This window comes from Vibrio chemaguriensis (assembly GCF_012275705.1).
Lineage (GTDB): Bacteria > Pseudomonadota > Gammaproteobacteria > Enterobacterales > Vibrionaceae > Vibrio > Vibrio diabolicus.
Map to the genome: position 1 here is coordinate 107,740 of NZ_SHOE01000011.1, position 18,039 is coordinate 125,778.

Consider the following 18,039-nt stretch of genomic DNA (forward strand, 5'->3'; position numbering starts at 1 on the left):
GCTTTTTTCTATTCTCGGGACTATCCCCAAATGACTCGGAGATAGAATTAGTACGGCGAAATGTTCGATAGACACTGGATATGAATCGTGATCTCTTCACGATCATGATACAAATGCTTAGCTTGTAGTCTGAACTTTACCTTATTATCAATCAGGAACTGCTTCAGGTTTTCAAGGTCTTGCAGCACCTCGTCATAGCGGCCTTTCATTGGCAGCTTAAGGTTAAAGATTGCCTCTTTCGCCCAACCTTTTAACAGCCACTGGCCCATAAGGTGAGCAACACGAGCTGGCTTTTCTACCATGTCACAAACAATCCATGTTACGTTCTTACGGTCTGGTTCGAATTTAAAACCATCCACCATATGATGCTTGATCTGGCCGGTTTCCATCAAGCTGTCTGCCATCATGCCGTTATCGACACAGTGAACGAACATCGAGCGCTTCACCAATTGGTACGTCCAACCGCCTGGACATGCCCCTAAATCGACCCCCCACATTCCTGGAGCCAAACGCTCATCCCACTCTTCACGTGGAATAAAGACGTGAAATGCTTCTTCCAGTTTAAGCGTTGAACGACTTGGGGCGTCTGCTGGGAACTTAAGGCGAGGAATACCCATGAAGAACTGAGAGTTATTGTCTGTGTAAGAATAACCGACATAACAGTGGCCAGGCTCCACAAAACAAATGTGCAGTACTGGCTTCTTTGCGTTGTCTTTGTTCAACATTAGACCTTTACCGCGCAACGCTTGACGCATTGGGACAGTAAATTTACGGCAGAACTTCAGTAGCTCTTTCGCTTCATTCGTATCCGGAGTTTCAATTCTCAAATCCCCACAGCGAGGAAACGCTTCAATGTCTGCTAGCTCATTCAAAATTGGGCTAATGCGGTCATCACTTGGCAGCGATTGAAACTCAGCCGCTACCGCAAACATTTGGCGAGCGAAGATTAACGACTTAAAGTCCAAACCTCTCGCAAGTTTGTCCGCATCTCCATCTTGGTAACACTCGAAGACAACATAACCTGAGTTTCTCTTCACTCGAGGGAAGCCATACACTTCCAACTGTGTCGCTTTGTCCTGAATTTCACCAGCACACTCTTTCTCAAAGCCAGAACGGCAATAGAGCATTAGTTGTTTCACTTGGAGACCTCTTTGATATTGAACGCAGCAAAAAAGAACAGACACCAACCAATCATGAACAGCAATCCTCCCATTGGAGTAATCGGGCCAAACCACTTAATGCCTGTCAGCGCCAGTGCGTAAAGACTGCCGCTAAAACAAAAGATGCCGATGATAAAGCAAATCGCTGCAATGAAAAAATATTTTTGTGCTTTTTGTCCCAAATTCAATAGCAATAAAACCGCACAAAACACAATCGCCAGCGTGTGAATAAATTGGTACAACACTCCGGTCTCAAATACGCCAAGTAAATACCGAGCCAGCTGAGCTTTTAGCCCATGTGCAGCAAAGGCACCTAGAGCGACAGAAACCAGCCCAGACAGACCAGAAAATGAGAGTAACCACTTACTTTTCACGGTACACCTCTTTGATAAACGCCGCTAACTGCTCTACCGCGAGATCGATGTTACCCGCCTCGGTATGGCCTGAGCTCTTGCGCGGTTTAAAGCTGTGGTCACCATCGGGTAAAAAACTCACCTTAACTTGCGATGAAAGGACAAAGTCATCGAACTCCTCACGCTTACCAAAGGTGTCTCGCTCCCCTTGTAGAATCAGCGTAGGTTTCTCGATATTCGCTAAGTGATCGCCTTTGAACTTTTCTGGCTTTCCCGGTGGGTGAAATGGAAACCCTAAACAAGCAATGCCCGCCACCAGCTCATTTTCAGCCAGTAAACTCGACATGCGGCCACCCATTGACTTACCACCAATGACAATAGGTTGAGAGGTAAAGTGAGCAATCACTTCTTCGTAGGCTTCAAGCAGCTTTGGCGCACGATCTGGTGGGCGCTTTTTCCCATCTTCCGCTCGCTTAATCATATACGGGAAGTTAAATCGCACCACGCGAATTCCTTGCTCAACTAATCCTTTGGCAACGGCGGTCATGAAATCATGTTCCATCCCCGCTCCAGCGCCATGGGCAAAGATAAATAGAGGACCGCTTTCAGGTCCCTCAACTATCCATTGGCTCATCTAGTACTTCCTCTTGCTCTTTTCTCGCGGTCGCTAACATCCAGTCTCTAAACGTTGCGATTCGGCCCATATCTGCCTGCTGTTCATGACACACCACGTAGAATGCATTCTTAGAGATCAACACCTCGTCGAATGGCGCGATGAGTCGTCCAGCTTCCATTTCTGGCTTGGCGAGTACGTTGTTACCAAGCGCGACCCCCTGACCATGCGCAGCAGCCTGTAGCACCATCGTCGAGTGACTGAAAATAGGACCGTGGTTTACATTGATACCTTCGATGTTGTAATGACGCGCAAACTGCTTCCAGTCTTTACGCGAAGTATCATGTAACAAAGTGTGTAATTTGAGGTCACTTAGAGATTCTAATGGTTTGTTGCCTAAAAGTAACGAAGGTGAACAAAGTGGGATCAGAAACTCTTGGTACAATTTATCCGCTCGCAAACCCGGCCAATTCCCACGGCCATAGTAGATAGCGACATCTACATCATCAGTCAGTGAACCTTCATCCATATCCACAGCTTTAATACGTACATCGATATCTGGCTCTTGAGCATTAAAGTCGGCCAAACGAGGCACCAACCATTGGATAGCAAAACTCGGCGGTAGACTGATCGTCAATGCCCCTTTTTCACTACGTTCCAATACCTTATCTGTCGCCTCGGCAATCGAGGTGAAAATATCTTTGATGTCGAGAAAGTAACTTTGTCCTTCTTCTGTCAACAATAGCGAACGATTACGGCGACGAAAGAGCTTCAACGATAAGAACTCTTCGAGTGCTTTAATCTGGTGACTGACCGCGGCTTGAGTAACAAACAACTCTTCTGCCGCTCGCGTAAAACTGAGATGACGAGCAGCCGCTTCGAAGACTCGAAGCGAATTTAACGGAGGCAATCTGCGAGACATATGGGACCTCAAATAGGATTAGTTTTTTTAATCTGAAACATTATAAAATGTCCGTTGTCGAACAGCCAGATAAATTCTATATTTCACCCCGCAACACGAGCCTGAACGGCTTGATTTCTTTGGAAATCAATTGGCTTCGTTGTTGCGATGTTGTGTTTGCAAACTCGTATTTCGAGTTAGGTAGATTTCTACCATAATGTTTTGTCCACACTCCCTGTGACAAAACATATACTTCCTGTATTTGTTTTTGACCTGTCTGTCAAATTTGTTACACCGCCTAAATTAGGCGGTGTTTTTTTATCTATCGAAAATCTCATCCGTATATCTGGCAGCAACATCACTTTATTACTCTTCTTTCGGATTAATTATCGTTATATCAACACAAAGTGTATGGCTTTGCGATAAGCCTCAACATTATGCTAAGTAATGATTAGCTGTAACGCGATCAAAAACAAAAAAGGCGCAAATTGATGTCTCAATTTGCGCCTTTTAACGTCTTTTTATCAGTCAACTATGGGCGGTAAACTTTTACGTTATTGAAGCCTTGCTCTTGCAAGTAAAGTGCTTGCAGACGGCTCATCACACCACGGTCACAGTACAATAGATATGTCTTAGATTGGTCTAAATCACCAAACTGTGTACCCAACTTGTAGAATGGGATATGTTTCACATCCACACCTTCGATTTCGAGCGGGTTATCGTCTTCCTCTTCAGGACTACGAATATCTAGCACAACCGCGTGCTCTTCTACCGCTTCAACCTGCTCGACTTCTGGTGCAGCTTGCTCAGATTCTTTAGCGATATCACGAATGTCCATCATGCGTGCATCACGAACTACTTGCTCAAGAATGCTAAAGTCAAATTTCTCTTCTTCCGCTTCTAGCTTCGCTTTAATCGCTTTTACTGTCGGCTTCTTAGAAATAACACCACAATACTCTGGCATAGTCTTCGCAAAGTCTTCCGTGCCGATTTCGCGTGCTAGGTTAATGATGTCTTCTTTATCCCAGTTGATAAGTGGGCGCAGAATCAACGTGTCCGTTACGTTATCGATATGGCGGAGGTTAGTTAGCGTTTGGCTCGATACCTGACCGAGCGCTTCGCCAGTCACCAATGCTTCGATCTTCATCTTCTGAGCGATCATGCCTGCTGCACGCATGAACATACGCTTCAAGATAACCCCCATTTGGCCGTCATCGACTTTCTCTAGGATTTCCGCAACCACAGGTTCGAAATCAACTGAGATGAAACGTACTTTTGCTGAAGAGCCGTATTTGTTCCATAGGTAGTGAGAAACCTGCTTAACGCCGATTTCGTGCGCTGGACCACCTAGGTTAAAGAAACAGTAGTGTACTTTTGAACCACGTTTGATGTGCAGATAGCTAGAAACACCAGAGTCAAAACCACCAGAGATCAAGCTCAACACGTCTTCTTGCGTGCCCAGTGGGAAGCCGCCTAGACCTTTATGACGAGCCAGCACTTGGTTTAGCTTATCGTTCGAGACTTCCACCTTGATCGTCACGTCTGGGTTTTGCAGCTTAACTCTTGCGCTCTCAATCGCTTGGTTTAAACCACCGCCGACATAACGCTCTAGTTCGATAGAGGTAAAGTCGTGCTTACCGCGACGCTTCGCACGTACAACAAAGGTTTTATTTTCGAGTGCAGAGCGATTTAGCTCCAGTACTTGTTCGAAGATATCGTGCAAATCTTTAAATTCGGTCTGCTTCACTTCCAGTACGTGGTGAATGCCTGGTGTATGAGTCAAAACCTCAAGAACTTCAGCGTGGAATTCGTTACTCTCAGAGGTCACTTCAATGTGATCACGACGGTTGAATACCGCGACAGATTCCGTGCGGCTCTTAATGATGTTACGAATGTTGCACTCTAAAATCTTTGTGAAGCGCTTACGCACAGATTCACTTTTTACAAAAATTTCTGGATGGGGCTTTACAATAAATTTCATAGTCTAATTCGCAGGTTAGTTTCGCAATCAACAAAGAGTGACACTCAACTTCAATGCTTCATACGCAGTAAAACCGCGTTTCAGTCACAAAAAGTAGTCTGAGCTCACTTTTAAGGCGCAAGATTATACACCCAAGCGGATTGGAAAAACAAAAAAAGCGAGCAATCTGCTCGCTTTCTTATCTCTCTACTGACTTAAAACCAAAGTCTAGTTATTGAATTACAGGCACTTCTTCACTGTATAGTGGTTCGCCTTGCATGATGCTGATTTCAACCCGTCGGTTAAGCGCGCGATTTTCATCAGAATCATTCGGCAACAATGGTTCAGTATCTGCCATGCCTCGCACTCTCAAACGTTGATGAGAGAAGCCTCTCACCTTCTCCATCTCTTGTGCGACCGATACGGCGCGCTGAGAAGAGAGATCCCAGTTAGAACGATAAAGCTCTGAGTCCAACGGTCGGTTGTCCGTATGACCGGATACTCGCACAATGCCTGGCACGTCTTTTACTAACTCTGCAATTTGTCGAACTAAAGGGCGGAATTTAGGCTGCAAGAAGGCCGAACCTTCAGGGAATGCACCTTTTTCACGCATGCGTATGACAATCTGTTGGCCAAGATTTTCAACTTCAATGGCACCTTGTTCAATCTCTCGCTCTAAGGCTTTCTTGATGCTTTCCATCAAGGTTTCCATCTCTTGCGACATCTCTTCAGATTGCTGCTGTTGCATGTCCGCTTCTGCAGATTGATTGTTTTGCGTTGACGTTTCTGGCGATTGGCCCCCCGTTAACTTGCCTTCATCACGCTTTGTGCCACCAGCACGGTCAGACTCCCCTTCATGAAATTCGAGCGTCTGCTGAGTGATGTCCATGGTTTGCTGCATGATGACATCAATCGGCGTTGGTTCCGGTCGGCCCGGTCGAAACTCTTGAGCAATGATGCTGGTACCTTTGGGAATGTCTTTCACTTCAAGTTGATTTTGTACACCGAAGGCAAATTTCATTGAGCCCGCAATCTGTTTGAACTTCAGCACGTCCATCTCAGAAAACGAGAGCAGAAGAACAAAGAAACACATCAGTAGCGACATTAAGTCCGCGAATGTCCCCATCCATAACGGGAGACCGGGTGGCGGACAATCGCATTTGTTATCTTCATCATCCATCACTACTCTCCAAGTTACTCGTCAATCTCAAGGGCACGTTTACCTTCGTTGAGGTAGTTCTTCAAGTAGCTATCAATCACTCGCGGGTTTTGACCATCTTGAATCGCTAATACGCCATCCATGATCAAACGGCGGTTTAGCGTTTCTTGATCACGGCGCAGAGAAAGCTTATCCGCAATAGGGAAAAACACCATGTTGGACAGGATCGCGCCATACAATGTGGTTAAGAGCGCAACCGCCATTGCAGGTCCAATCGCTTTTGGATCATCCATATTCGAAAGCATCGCGACTAAGCCAACCAAGGTACCAATCATCCCCATTGCAGGGGCAACGTCACCAAAGGCGCGAAATACGCCAGTGCCTTGAGTATGTCGTTCATCCGTAAGCGCAATGTCTTTTTTTAAGGCCGCTCTTACCACGTCGGCATCATGGCCATCAACAAGCAAATCAATGCCTTTTTGCATAAAAGTGTTATTAATTTCCATCTCTTCAAGAGCAAGAAAACCACCTTTACGTGCCGCATCGGCCATTTCCACAATTTTTGCGATCAAGTCTTCCGGTTCATCCGCTTTAAACATGAAGGCTTTGCCTGCGATCTTTGTTGCACCAAAGAACTGTCCCATTGTGAACTTCATCAGTACTACAAATATTGAGCCACCAACGACAATAAGGATCGACGTGACATCGACAAACATGCCGATGCTGCCACCAAGCACCATCGCCATAATGACGAATGCAAAACCACCAATCAAACCTAATAGGGTTGCTAAATCCACAAAGCACTCCTCACGCTATACTCAAATACTGCCATTGGGCGGATTATTACCTGTATCGACAACTCGCGCAGAATTTTTAGAAAAATCTTAGCTAATGGATCACAAATTAGACTTAACAACCTTAACCAAAATATGGGGTTTCAGCGCTTAGGCTCGTTTAACGCTAATTTTGTGACAATTATATAAGGTTAAATTTGACCAAGTTACTAGGCTAAGGTAACTTTCGTGCATCTTCTCCAAGGCTTGATAAAGGCAGAAAAAAGATGGCGGTCAAGAAACCAGAAAACATGACCTTCGAAGCAACCATTGAAGAGCTTGATAGCTTGGTTGATCAATTAGAAAATGGCGATCTTGCCCTAGATGATGCTCTACGTAAGTTTGAACGAGGCATTGCCTTAGCTCGTGCTGGCCAAACTAAACTTAGCGACGCCGAACAGCGCGTAAGTATTCTTCTCAGCGAAGATGATGAAGCACCACTGAGTGACTTCAAACCAGATTCAGAATAACCATCAGTAGTGAGCAATGTGATGCAACAGACATTGACGTCTTTTCAACAAAGAAACAATCAGCAATTGAACTTGTGGCTCGATCAGCTTCCATATCAAGAGCAGCCATTGATTCAAGCAATGAAATACGGCCTTTTGCTAGGTGGAAAACGCGTTCGCCCTTTTCTTGTTTACATCACAGGTCAAATGCTCGGCTGTAAACCAGAAGACTTAGACACTCCTGCCGCTGCTATCGAATGTATACATGCCTACTCACTCATTCATGATGATCTGCCTGCCATGGACGATGATGAACTGCGTCGAGGTCAACCAACTTGTCATATTAAGTTTGATGAAGCAACCGCAATACTGACAGGTGATGCACTACAAACTCTCGCCTTCACCATTATTGCCGATGGTCAATTAAACCCGGCAGCCGAGACTCAACGCATCAATATGATCAAAGCGTTGGCGCATTCTTCTGGCGCCAACGGCATGTGTGTTGGACAAGCTTTAGATTTAGGCGCAGAAAATCGCCAAGTTTCTCTTGAAGAAATGGAAGAGATACACCGTAAAAAAACCGGAGCTCTGATTGATTGTGCGGTAAAATTAGGTGCATTAGCTGCTGGTGAGAAAGGTATCGAGGTTCTACCTCACTTGGAGCGCTACTCAAAAGCAATTGGTTTGGCGTTTCAGGTTCAAGACGATATTCTTGATATCATCAGTGACACAGAAACACTGGGTAAGCCTCAAGGTTCCGACCAAGGTCTGAATAAGAGCACTTATCCTTCCCTGCTGGGTTTAGAGGGAGCCATAGAGAAAGCTCACACTCTGTTACAGGAAGCACTTCAAGCATTGGAAGCTATCCCATACAATACTCAGTTACTCGAAGAGTTCGCCCGATATGTCATCGAGCGCAAAAATTAACACTATAAGCGCGCATTTATATGACTCTTGATATTTCAAAGTACCCAACACTGGCGTTAGCAAATACACCGGAAGAATTACGTCTTCTTCCGAAAGAAACATTACCAAATCTGTGTGATGAACTGCGAACGTATCTGCTAAATTCAGTGAGCCAATCTAGCGGACACTTAGCGTCTGGCTTAGGCACCGTGGAGCTAACTGTCGCTCTGCATTATGTTTACAACACCCCTATCGACAAACTGATCTGGGATGTTGGTCATCAGGCTTACCCGCATAAAATCCTCACCGGACGTCGCGATAAAATGCCAACAATTCGCCAAAAGGATGGTCTACACCCTTTCCCTTGGCGTGAAGAAAGTGAATATGACACCTTATCTGTCGGTCACTCTTCGACATCGATTAGTGCTGGTCTTGGCATGGCCATCAGCGCACAAAAAGAAGGCAAAGGTCGTAAAATTGTCAGTGTGATTGGCGATGGCGCAATTACAGCCGGCATGGCATTCGAAGCTATGAACCACGCTGGCGACGTTCATCCTGATATGTTGGTGATTTTGAACGACAACGAAATGTCTATTTCAGAAAACGTCGGCGCCCTGAATAACCACCTTGCGAAAGTACTTTCTGGCAGCTTGTACACTTCTATCCGTGAAGGCGGTAAAAAAGTGTTGTCTGGTGTTCCACCTATTAAAGAGTTGGTTCGCCGTACGGAAGAGCACCTAAAAGGCATGGTAGTGCCAGGCACTCTGTTTGAAGAGTTCGGCTTTAATTACATTGGCCCGATTGATGGACACGACGTCAATGAACTCGTCAAAACGCTAAAAAACATGCGTGAGCTCAAAGGTCCTCAGTTCCTACACATCATGACCAAGAAAGGCAAAGGTTATGAGCCTGCCGAGAAAGATCCTATCGGCTACCATGGTGTTCCTAAATTCGATCCAACGCATAACTGTCTACCGAAAAGCAGTGGCGGTAAGCCAACTTACTCAAAGATCTTTGGTGACTTTTTATGTGACATGGCGGCCCAAGATCCTAAGCTAATGGCAATTACGCCAGCAATGCGCGAAGGCTCTGGTATGGTACGTTTCTCAAAAGAATATCCAGACCAATACTTTGACGTGGCGATTGCTGAGCAGCACGCTGTGACACTTGCAACAGGCATGGCAATTGCGGGCGATCATCCAATCGTTGCTATCTATTCGACTTTCTTGCAACGTGGTTATGACCAACTGATCCACGATATCGCGATCATGGATTTACCAGTAATGTTCGCTATCGACCGTGCAGGTCTCGTTGGTGCAGATGGCCAAACTCACCAAGGCGCATTCGATCTAAGCTTTATGCGCTGTATTCCGAACATGGTGATCATGGCGCCAAGTGACGAAAACGAATGTCGACAAATGCTTTACACTGGCCATAAACATACTGGCCCTAGTGCGGTTCGATACCCTCGCGGTAGCGGGATGGGCGTAGAAATCGAAACTGAGTTTACGGCTTTAGAAATCGGTAAAGGACGCATGGTTCGCCAAGGTGAAAAAGTTGCTATTCTGAACTTTGGTACTTTCTTGGGTAACGCGTTAGAAGCGGCAGAATACCTTAACGCCACTGTTGCTGACATGCGCTTTGTGAAGCCGCTCGATGAAGCATTAATTCGTCAATTAGCCGCAGATCATGACGTGCTCGTGACGTTAGAAGAAAATGTTATCGCAGGTGGTGCAGGTGCAGGTGTCGTTGAGTTTATGATGAAAGATAAAATCATTAAACCTGTGTTGAACCTAGGTTTACCAGATGAGTTTATTCATCAGGGAACACAAGATGAACTGCATGAAGAGCTTGGTCTCGATGCAAAAGGGATTGAACAATCCATCTTGGATTATTTAGCAAAATAGAATTTAAAAAGGGATGCTCATGGCATCCCTTTTTTATGTCCAACGTTTAATTCATCCAGCCTGCGTATTTTGCGACTAGAAACAGGGCAACACCGGCCATAATTCCCGCCACGATATCATCAACCATAATACCCAGCCCACCGTGAACTCGCTTATCTAGCCACCCAATTGGCCACGGTTTTACCATGTCGAAAAAACGGAACAAGATGAAGCCAGTGAGCAACCACTTCCACTCGGTCAACGGAATATTTAACGCAGGGACGATGCCCATCGTAATCCAAAAACCCGCAAATTCATCCCATACGATTGAACCATGATCATGTACTTTCATGTCTGCTGACGTCACTTGGCAGATTTGAATACCGATCACACACGAAATCAGAACAACAATGACGTACGCCGAAAATGGCAATTGCGCCAACAACAAAAAAAAGGGCACGGCCGCCAGTGTCCCCATTGTTCCTGGGATAAACGGGGATAATCCACTGCCAAAACCCGTCGCCAATAGATGCCACGGGTTCTTTAATGAAATCAGAGAAAGAGGGTTGGTCATATCCTTAAACCTATACTGCTAGTTTGGTTTCAATCGTCACGCCTGCGAGTTGCTCAATGGTAACAGGCTCTTGGCTAGAGCTTAGCTCAGATCATTTAAAGTGGTCGAAGCCACTTAAGTCCCAATCAAGTGGTTGATTGTTATCATGCAGCTCGAAGGTTCCATTTGGTCGGATTTGACCAATACATGTGACCTTACAGCCAGTATGAGATAAAGCGCTTTGTAACGAGCCTCGATTTTGCTCCGGCACGGTAAAACACAATTCGTACTCTTCGCCACTTGCTAAAGCATACTGCTGCGCGCTGATCTTATCATCTAAAAACTGGACTAATTCTGAAGAGATCGGTAGCTGAGAGACATCAATACTCACCCCAACCTGAGATCGCTGTAAAATGTGCTTAATATCAGAGATTAAACCATCTGAAATATCTATCGCCGAAGAGGCTAAGCCAATCAGAGCTTGTCCAGCAAGCACACGCGGAGAACTGAGGTAATGAGCTCGCTCTAGTGCTTCCGCACCTGCCCTGCTGCGTAGAGAACCATCTAGAATCACATCCAAGCCAGCTTTGGCATCGCCAAGGTTCCCTGTTACGTACACCCAGTCCCCTGGCTTTGCTCCGGAACGTGTGAGTGCTTTACCTTCAGGCACAAAACCTTGCACCGTCAGCGTTAAGCACAAAGGTCCTTTGGTTGTGTCACCGCCAATTAACTGAATACCATAGTAATCAGCCAGTTCGAAAAATGCATCACAGAAAGGTGCAAGCCATTCTTCATCTGGCTCAGGCATCGTTAATGCGAAGCTCACCCACGCAGGCGTTGCGCCCATCGCAGCCAAATCACTGATGTTAGAAGCCAATGCTTTGTGTGCGACCCATGCTGGGTTCGCGTCGGCTAAGAAATGCGTTCCAGCTACCAATGTATCCGTGCTAATCGCAATCTGAACATTAGCTGGCGCTTTGACCAAAGCGCAATCATCACCAGCGGCTAGATGGACATCTTTACGTTGGCTCTGACGACCGACGAAATACTTGTCTATCAGATTAAATTCACCAGACATAATTCACTTACTTTTTGATGTAAAAGCTTTTGATACAAAAAAGGTCAGCATGTGCTGACCTTTTCATTGAAGAAATCGTTATTTCTTACGAATGTGAGGTGCTGCTTTATCAAGTACACCATTCACAAACTTGTGGCTATCTTCTGCTGCGAAAACTTTTGCAAGTTCAATCGCTTCATTGATAACAACTTTGTAAGGAACATCTTCGCGACGAGTCATCTCGTACATAGCAAGGCGAAGAAGAGCAAGTTCCATCATATCTAAATCCTGCATAGGACGAGAGATGTATGGCCGAATTTTGCTATCTAGCTCAGCGTGGCTAAGTACAACACCGCTTAATAGTTCACGGAAGTAAGCTACGTCTGTCTCTGGAGCAGCAAGCGCTGGCTCAGATGCATGAAGTTCTTCTTCATCGTATTTGTCGCCAGACAAAAACTGTTCTTCAATCTTGGCAACATTCTCTTTAGTAATTTGCCATGAGTAGATCGCCTGTAGAGCGAATTGACGTGCGTTACGACGTGCGGCTGGTTTCACACTGGCCCCCATTAGGAATCAATTTCAGATAGTACATTAATCATTTCAAGTGCGCTTAGTGCAGCCTCTGCACCTTTATTACCAGCCTTGGTTCCTGCGCGTTCAATCGCTTGATCGATCGTATCAACAGTCAAAACACCAAATGCTACTGGAATGCTGAATTCCATAGACACTTGTGCTAGACCTTTGTTCATTTCACTACAAACATAGTCAAAGTGAGGCGTTCCACCGCGAATAACAGACCCTAGAGAAACAATAGCGTCGAATTTGCCAGTTTTAGCAACACGCTGAGCTACTAGAGGTAGTTCTACGGCACCTGGACAACGCACAACCGTGATGTTGTCTTCGCTTACTTGTCCGTGACGCTTTAGTGTATCGATCGCACCAGAAAGTAGGCTTTCGTTAATAAAACTGTTGAAACGAGAAATAACGATAGCAATTTTTGCATTTGGCGCTGGGAAGCCACCCTCGATCACTTTCATAAGCTTTCCTTTAACTCTATTTATAAGTGAAATATGTTCATCAAGTGAGAATCGCCGGATTCTAGCACAAATTTGTGAGCAATATCTAATGGAAATTGGAGGCAAATCACCGGTTCCTAGCCATTGACGAGTTAAGCACGTCAAAGACTAGGAACTTATTGTTCGGTTGTTACTCGCAGACGTACTCAACAACGTTCAGACCAAAACCACCTAACGCGTGGTACTTTTTGTTGGTCGATGACAAAAGGCGCATATCATGTACACCGAGATCCGCAAGAATCTGTGACCCCACACCAACACGGCGAGACGTGCCTTGTTTTTTAGCAAGCGTTGGTGCTTCACCTTTGTCTTGCGCTTCAAACATCTTCACGCGATGAATAAGTAGATCAGTCGATTCTTCATGGCCAAGAACAACCAGCACACCGCCTTCTTCACCAATGCGTTTCATTGCCTTATCTAGTGTCCAGCTACGCTCTGCATTACGATCGCTACGTAGTAAGTCGGTAAAAACGTCTTGAAGATGTACGCGAACCAGTGGCGCTTTTTCTTTCAAATCGCCCTTGCACATTGCGTAGTGCACTTGGTTATCAATGGTGTCCTTGTACGTGACTAACGTGAACTCGCCAAACTCTGTCGGTAACTTGCACTCTGCCACACGTTCAATCGTTGTCTCAGTGTTATTGCGGTACTCAATTAGGTCGGCAATAGTGCCCAATTTAATACCGTGCTTCTCTGCAAAGACCTCTAGATCAGGGCGACGAGCCATGGTGCCGTCGTCATTTAAGATCTCAACAATCACCGATGCAGGCTCTAAACCAGCAAGGCGAGCCAAATCACAGCCCGCTTCAGTGTGACCTGCGCGAGTCAGTACACCGCCATCTTGGGCCGCGAGCGGGAAGATATGACCAGGCTGTACCAAATCCGCAGCTTTGGCGTTTGGCGCGACTGCCGCTTGAACCGTGCGTGCGCGATCCGCTGCTGAAATACCCGTCGTTACCCCTTCTGCCGCCTCAATAGAAACGGTAAAGTTGGTTGTGTATTGCGCATTATTGTCTTGCACCATTGGTGGCAGACCTAGGCTTTCGCAACGATCTTTGGTCATGGTTAAACAAATCAGGCCACGGCCGTAGGTTGCCATAAAGTTGATGGCTTCCGGCGTAATATGCTCGGCAGCCATGATCAAGTCACCTTCATTCTCGCGGTCTTCATCATCCATTAGGATGACCATTTTGCCTGCGCGAATATCATCAATAATTTCTTGTGGCGTACTGATTGGCATAGTCTGTTTTCCCGTTATTCTAAATTTGTTATTGCGGCAGCAATGAAAAAATCATGTTGCAGTGAATGCTAGTTAGGTCAATAGTTTGAGCTTTGCACCAAGCAAGTCAATGAATCTCGCGGTGTTCTGTGAGTCTGCTCTTTATCGCATGCCTCACGCAGCCACTCCCAATACTTATGCAAAACCGTTTTGCTGTAAAAAGTCCATCGTGATACGAGACTCGGCCTTATCTTCTTGCTGCCCTTGCAGTAAACGCTCCATATAACGCGCAAGTACATCAACTTCTAAGTTTACTTTGCGCCCCACTTGAAACTGGTCAATCGTAGTTTCTTCACTCGTATGAGGAACGATCGTCAGCTTAAAAGCATTTTTACGTAAGTCGTTGACGGTTAGGCTAATACCATCAACAGTAATCGAGCCTTTCTCTGCAACGTACTTGCTAATTTCCGCTGGCATTGCAACCCAAAAATCTATCGCACGGCCAACTAAATTGCGTTCGACAATTTCACCAACCCCATCGACATGGCCAGAAACGATATGTCCACCCAATCGCGTTGTTGGTAACATGGCTTTTTCTAGATTCACCTTATCGCCCACCTGGTATTCAGCAAACCCAGTTTTCTTCAAGGTTTCTAATGACAGATCAGCACTGTAATAGTGGCTTCCGAAGTCAACTACCGTTAAGCAAACACCATTGGTCGCAATGCTATCGCCTAACTTAACGTCTGACATATCAAGCGTCCCCGTTTCAACCGTGACGGTGATATCTTCGCCCTTCGGCGTAATCGCAGCTAACTTGCCAACTGCTTCTACTATTCCTGTAAACATACTATTTCTTATCTAAGTTCATTACGTTTGATGGTGGCGGTGATACGAATGTCTACCCCGACCATACGAACGTCTGTAATGTTTAAATCTATGACGTCAGCCATAGCGCTCAATCCTAAAGCACCGATAAGCCCCCGACCATCGCTGCCCATGAGTTTTGGCGCAAGGTAAACAATGAGCTCATCTACAAGATTAGCCTTTATCATCGCACTCGCTAGCGTGGCTCCAGCTTCAACCCATAAGTGATTGATGTGGTGCTCATCCGAGATACGTTTTAATGTTGTTGATAAGTCAATTTGGTCAGCGCTGTCCAATAGAGGGATACAGTCTCCATCTGGGCTAACAATAACTCGCTCTCCATCGGTGTGGAACAGCTTGAGCGCATCCGTTAAATGGTTCTGACGGTCTAAGATTACACGTACTGGTTGACGAAGTTCTTCTCGTAAATACTGCGCTTGAACACTGGTAGGTAAGTCATCCCAACGCACATTGAGTGACGCATTATCATCAATCACCGTTTTGCTGGTAGAGAGAATACCACCACTCATCGCTCGATAACGCTGCACATCTTGGCGGGCCGCTGGGGAGGTGATCCATTGGCTCTGCCCATTGCTGAGTGCGCTTTGCCCATCCAAACTGGCTGCCATTTTTAATTGAACAAACGGCATGCCTGTACGCATGTACTTTATAAAACCAGGGTTAAGGGCAAGGGCATCTTGCTCTAACAAGCCGATTTGTACTTCAATTCCGGCATCACGCAACATCTGGATGCCCCGCCCCGCAACTTTAGGGTTTGGGTCTACCATTGCGCAAACCACACGTGCCACTTTGGCTTTGATTAGCCCTTCAGCACATGGCGGTGTACGGCCGTAATGAGAGCAAGGTTCGAGCGTCACATAAGCGGTTGCACCAACTGCTTTTTCACCCGCCATGCGCATCGCGTGCACTTCGGCATGCGGCTCACCAGCGCGGTGGTGATAGCCCTCACCAACAATTTCTTCATCACGAACGATGACGCACCCCACATTTGGATTTGGGGCGGTGGTATAAATGCCACGTCTCGCTAACTTAATAGCTCGTGACATCATGGCGAAATCTAAATCAGAAAACGCTCTTTCAGGAGTGTGTTGAGTCATGAGCTACTCAGTCTTCTAGGCGGGCAATCTCTTCGCCAAACTCGCGAATGTCTTCAAAACTGCGGTAAACTGAGGCGAAACGGATATAAGCGACCTTGTCGAGCTCTTTGAGTTGGTCCATGACTAAATTACCAATCATTTCACTCGGAACCTCTCGTTCACCCGTCGCACGCAGTTGTGATTTGATCATGCTGATCGCTAACTCTATAGAATCGGCACTCACTGGACGTTTCTCTAATGCGCGCTGAATACCGCCAACCATTTTATCTTCATCAAATGGTTCACGGTTGCCATTCGATTTGATCACTTTAGGCATCACTAACTCTGCGCTTTCAAACGTAGTAAAACGCTCGCTACACGCCAAGCACTGACGGCGACGTCGAACTTGATGGCCATCAGCCACTAAGCGGGAATCAATAACTTTGGTATCGTTCTCGGAACAAAAAGGACAATGCATATCACCTCCATATCTATACCCAAATAACCTCATGAGCAATCACGGCTAACCACGCGTTCATAGTTATGCGGACTCTATTAAAGCTATTTGGGTATAACGCTTTCAAACCGAAATAAAAGCTCATGTAGTGTAGCGGAATTGGTATGTTAGACAAAACAAAAAGGGGCCCAAAGGCCCCTTTTTCACTCAAGATCTCGTTGAATGTGTTAACTGCGTGCTAAGTAATTCGCTTTACCAACCCACTTGTAGCTAGTTAGCTCTTCTAAGCCCATTGGACCACGGGCATGTAGCTTTTGCGTGGATACTGCGACTTCTGCGCCAAGGCCAAATTGCGCACCGTCTGTAAAGCGCGTTGAAGCATTCACATAAACCGCCGCAGAACCGGCAGAATTGATGAACAGTTCTGAGTTTTCCAAACTATTGGTCATGATCGCATCTGAGTGGCTCGCGTTATGAACACGCATATGATCAATTGCATCTTTCACATCAGACACGACTTTTACACCAAGGGTGTAGCTCAACCATTCCGTATCAAAGTCACCTTCAACAGCATCGCGAACTTGTTTCGCTTGCTCCATGAGTTCTTTTGCTTTTGGTTCTGCCACGAACGTCACTTTTTCGTCCATACGCTCAACGATCATTGGCAGAAACTGTGCTGCAATTTTTTCATGCACGAGCAGCGTATCTAATGAGTTACACGCAGATGGACGTTGAACTTTAGAGTTCTCAACCACATTCAGGGATTTCTCTAGATCAGCGGATTCGTCGACAAAGATATGGCTGATACCAAAGCCGCCAATAATCACCGGAATCGTGCTGTTTTCTTTACACATTTTGTGTAGGCCAGCACCACCGCGTGGAATGATCATGTCGACGTAATCGTCCAGTTTAAGCAGTTGAGAGACTAGCTCACGATCTGGCTTTTCAATGTACTGAACCGAAGCGGCAGGAAGGTTCGCCTTTGCTAGCGCAGACTGAATAACCTTTACCAATTCCATATTCGAGAAAAATGTCTCTTTGCCGCCACGCAAAATGCTTGCGTTGCCGGTTTTCAAGCACAGCGCCGCAATATCAATGGTCACGTTAGGACGCGCTTCATAAATTACGCCCACAACACCCAGTGGTACGCGGCGGCGAGACAATGACATCCCATTTTCCAGTACCTTACTGTCGATTTCGCTGCCCACAGGATCGTTCAAGCTAATGACGTTGCGAACATCATTCGCAATTGCAGTCAATCGTTCTTCATTCAGCAAAAGGCGATCGAGCAGCGCATCGGTTAAACCCGCTTCACGGCCAAGTTCGATGTCTTTAGCGTTTGCCGCCAAAATAGCAGCGGAGTTTGCTTCTAGCTCATCAGCGATGATCGCTAAAGCTTGGTTCTTTTGCGCAGTTGACGCTGTCGCTAATTCGAAAGCTGCATCTTTAGCAGCTTTACCCATATTCGTTAAATCCACTTTGCTTCCCTCTAA

The 18,039-nt window shown here is 46.0% G+C and carries 19 protein-coding genes; 3 read left to right on the forward strand and 16 right to left on the reverse strand.

Features of this window, described 5'->3' with window-relative positions; translation table 11 throughout:
- Positions 1-47: 47 nt before the first annotated feature.
- The 7 genes from rlmM to pomA form a co-directional block, all read right to left on the reverse strand.
- Positions 48-1,139 carry a 23S rRNA (cytidine(2498)-2'-O)-methyltransferase RlmM gene (gene rlmM, locus EX191_RS12425; protein ID WP_005391375.1) on the reverse strand — a complete coding sequence of 364 codons (1,092 nt, stop codon included), beginning with the start codon at positions 1,137-1,139 and terminating at the stop codon, positions 48-50.
- Entirely contained in the window at positions 1,136-1,534 is a 399-nt protein-coding gene (locus EX191_RS12430; RefSeq protein ID WP_193447839.1) for a DUF423 domain-containing protein, read from the reverse strand. Before EX191_RS12430 ends, rlmM begins: the two co-directional genes overlap by 4 nt.
- The gene (locus EX191_RS12435; RefSeq protein ID WP_145532391.1) at positions 1,524-2,147 is read right to left on the reverse strand and encodes an alpha/beta fold hydrolase; all 624 of its coding nucleotides are present in this window, start codon (positions 2,145-2,147) and stop codon (positions 1,524-1,526) included. Before EX191_RS12435 ends, EX191_RS12430 begins: the two co-directional genes overlap by 11 nt.
- Positions 2,128-3,048 (reverse strand): transcriptional regulator GcvA, encoded by a 921-nt coding sequence (locus tag EX191_RS12440; protein ID WP_005391378.1) that lies wholly within the window; start codon positions 3,046-3,048, stop codon positions 2,128-2,130. The genes EX191_RS12435 and EX191_RS12440 overlap by 20 nt, the downstream gene beginning before the upstream one ends.
- 511 nt (positions 3,049-3,559) lie before the next feature.
- Positions 3,560-5,008 carry a tRNA uracil 4-sulfurtransferase ThiI gene (thiI, locus tag EX191_RS12445; protein ID WP_031780206.1) on the reverse strand — a complete coding sequence of 483 codons (1,449 nt, stop codon included), beginning with the start codon at positions 5,006-5,008 and terminating at the stop codon, positions 3,560-3,562.
- Positions 5,009-5,219: 211 nt separating this feature from the next.
- Positions 5,220-6,167, reverse strand: a complete 948-nt coding sequence (locus tag EX191_RS12450) for a flagellar motor protein MotB (protein WP_006741833.1) — start codon at positions 6,165-6,167, stop codon at positions 5,220-5,222.
- A 14-nt stretch (positions 6,168-6,181) separates the two neighbouring features.
- Positions 6,182-6,943 carry a flagellar motor protein PomA gene (gene pomA, locus EX191_RS12455; RefSeq protein WP_005381564.1) on the reverse strand — a complete coding sequence of 254 codons (762 nt, stop codon included), beginning with the start codon at positions 6,941-6,943 and terminating at the stop codon, positions 6,182-6,184.
- Positions 6,944-7,206: 263 nt separating this feature from the next.
- Here pomA and xseB point away from each other — a divergent pair, with 263 nt between their 5' ends.
- Genes xseB through dxs form a run of 3 tightly spaced genes read left to right on the forward strand, consistent with a single transcriptional unit; the run spans position 7,207 to position 10,241 of the window.
- A complete protein-coding gene (gene xseB / locus EX191_RS12460) occupies positions 7,207-7,449 on the forward strand; it encodes an exodeoxyribonuclease VII small subunit (RefSeq protein ID WP_005381566.1) in 243 nt (80 codons plus the stop codon).
- Positions 7,450-7,470: 21 nt separating this feature from the next.
- Positions 7,471-8,355 (forward strand): (2E,6E)-farnesyl diphosphate synthase, encoded by an 885-nt coding sequence (gene ispA, locus EX191_RS12465; protein WP_005391389.1) that lies wholly within the window; start codon positions 7,471-7,473, stop codon positions 8,353-8,355.
- Positions 8,356-8,375: 20 nt separating this feature from the next.
- Entirely contained in the window at positions 8,376-10,241 is a 1,866-nt protein-coding gene (gene dxs, locus EX191_RS12470; RefSeq protein ID WP_048626092.1) for a 1-deoxy-D-xylulose-5-phosphate synthase, read from the forward strand.
- A gap of 46 nt (positions 10,242-10,287) precedes the next feature.
- On the opposite strand, the gene pgpA is transcribed toward dxs, so the two are convergent.
- From pgpA to EX191_RS12515, 9 genes are all read right to left on the reverse strand, one after another.
- Complete coding sequence (gene pgpA, locus EX191_RS12475; protein WP_104974415.1) at positions 10,288-10,794, reverse strand: phosphatidylglycerophosphatase A; 507 nt, start codon at positions 10,792-10,794, stop codon at positions 10,288-10,290.
- Between the two features lie 91 nt (positions 10,795-10,885).
- Positions 10,886-11,851 (reverse strand): thiamine-phosphate kinase, encoded by a 966-nt coding sequence (gene thiL, locus EX191_RS12480; RefSeq protein WP_193447840.1) that lies wholly within the window; start codon positions 11,849-11,851, stop codon positions 10,886-10,888.
- A gap of 78 nt (positions 11,852-11,929) precedes the next feature.
- On the reverse strand, positions 11,930-12,397 hold the full coding sequence (gene nusB, locus EX191_RS12485) for a transcription antitermination factor NusB (RefSeq protein ID WP_005381571.1): 468 nt from the start codon (positions 12,395-12,397) through the stop codon (positions 11,930-11,932).
- On the reverse strand, positions 12,397-12,867 hold the full coding sequence (gene ribH / locus EX191_RS12490) for a 6,7-dimethyl-8-ribityllumazine synthase (RefSeq protein ID WP_005381572.1): 471 nt from the start codon (positions 12,865-12,867) through the stop codon (positions 12,397-12,399). Before ribH ends, nusB begins: the two co-directional genes overlap by 1 nt.
- Before the next feature lie 169 nt (positions 12,868-13,036).
- Positions 13,037-14,146, reverse strand: a complete 1,110-nt coding sequence (ribBA, locus tag EX191_RS12495; RefSeq protein ID WP_164666669.1) for a bifunctional 3,4-dihydroxy-2-butanone-4-phosphate synthase/GTP cyclohydrolase II — start codon at positions 14,144-14,146, stop codon at positions 13,037-13,039.
- Positions 14,147-14,320: 174 nt separating this feature from the next.
- Complete coding sequence (locus EX191_RS12500) at positions 14,321-14,974, reverse strand: riboflavin synthase (RefSeq protein WP_150916384.1); 654 nt, start codon at positions 14,972-14,974, stop codon at positions 14,321-14,323.
- Positions 14,975-14,982: 8 nt separating this feature from the next.
- Positions 14,983-16,110 carry a bifunctional diaminohydroxyphosphoribosylaminopyrimidine deaminase/5-amino-6-(5-phosphoribosylamino)uracil reductase RibD gene (ribD, locus tag EX191_RS12505; protein ID WP_193447841.1) on the reverse strand — a complete coding sequence of 376 codons (1,128 nt, stop codon included), beginning with the start codon at positions 16,108-16,110 and terminating at the stop codon, positions 14,983-14,985.
- 7 nt (positions 16,111-16,117) lie between these two features.
- Positions 16,118-16,567, reverse strand: coding sequence for a transcriptional regulator NrdR (nrdR, locus tag EX191_RS12510; RefSeq protein ID WP_005381578.1), 450 nt, complete (start codon positions 16,565-16,567; stop codon positions 16,118-16,120).
- A gap of 206 nt (positions 16,568-16,773) precedes the next feature.
- Positions 16,774-18,024, reverse strand: coding sequence for a glutamate-5-semialdehyde dehydrogenase (locus EX191_RS12515; RefSeq protein WP_167426835.1), 1,251 nt, complete (start codon positions 18,022-18,024; stop codon positions 16,774-16,776).
- Positions 18,025-18,039: the final 15 nt, after the last annotated feature.

Coding starts and splice junctions, on each gene's coding strand:
- EX191_RS12500 (WP_150916384.1), bottom strand. CDS start 14,974: ATGTTTACAGGAATAGTAGAAGCAGTTGGCAAGTTAGCTGCGATTACG.
- EX191_RS12435 (WP_145532391.1), bottom strand. CDS start 2,147: ATGAGCCAATGGATAGTTGAGGGACCTGAAAGCGGTCCTCTATTTATC.
- EX191_RS12440 (WP_005391378.1), bottom strand. CDS start 3,048: ATGTCTCGCAGATTGCCTCCGTTAAATTCGCTTCGAGTCTTCGAAGCG.
- ribD (WP_193447841.1), bottom strand. CDS start 16,110: ATGACTCAACACACTCCTGAAAGAGCGTTTTCTGATTTAGATTTCGCC.
- thiL (WP_193447840.1), bottom strand. CDS start 11,851: ATGTCTGGTGAATTTAATCTGATAGACAAGTATTTCGTCGGTCGTCAG.
- ribBA (WP_164666669.1), bottom strand. CDS start 14,146: ATGCCAATCAGTACGCCACAAGAAATTATTGATGATATTCGCGCAGGC.
- ribH (WP_005381572.1), bottom strand. CDS start 12,867: ATGAAAGTGATCGAGGGTGGCTTCCCAGCGCCAAATGCAAAAATTGCT.
- nusB (WP_005381571.1), bottom strand. CDS start 12,397: ATGGGGGCCAGTGTGAAACCAGCCGCACGTCGTAACGCACGTCAATTC.
- EX191_RS12450 (WP_006741833.1), bottom strand. CDS start 6,167: ATGGATGATGAAGATAACAAATGCGATTGTCCGCCACCCGGTCTCCCG.
- xseB (WP_005381566.1), top strand. CDS start 7,207: ATGGCGGTCAAGAAACCAGAAAACATGACCTTCGAAGCAACCATTGAA.
- ispA (WP_005391389.1), top strand. CDS start 7,471: ATGCAACAGACATTGACGTCTTTTCAACAAAGAAACAATCAGCAATTG.
- nrdR (WP_005381578.1), bottom strand. CDS start 16,567: ATGCATTGTCCTTTTTGTTCCGAGAACGATACCAAAGTTATTGATTCC.
- dxs (WP_048626092.1), top strand. CDS start 8,376: ATGACTCTTGATATTTCAAAGTACCCAACACTGGCGTTAGCAAATACA.
- thiI (WP_031780206.1), bottom strand. CDS start 5,008: ATGAAATTTATTGTAAAGCCCCATCCAGAAATTTTTGTAAAAAGTGAA.
- pgpA (WP_104974415.1), bottom strand. CDS start 10,794: ATGACCAACCCTCTTTCTCTGATTTCATTAAAGAACCCGTGGCATCTA.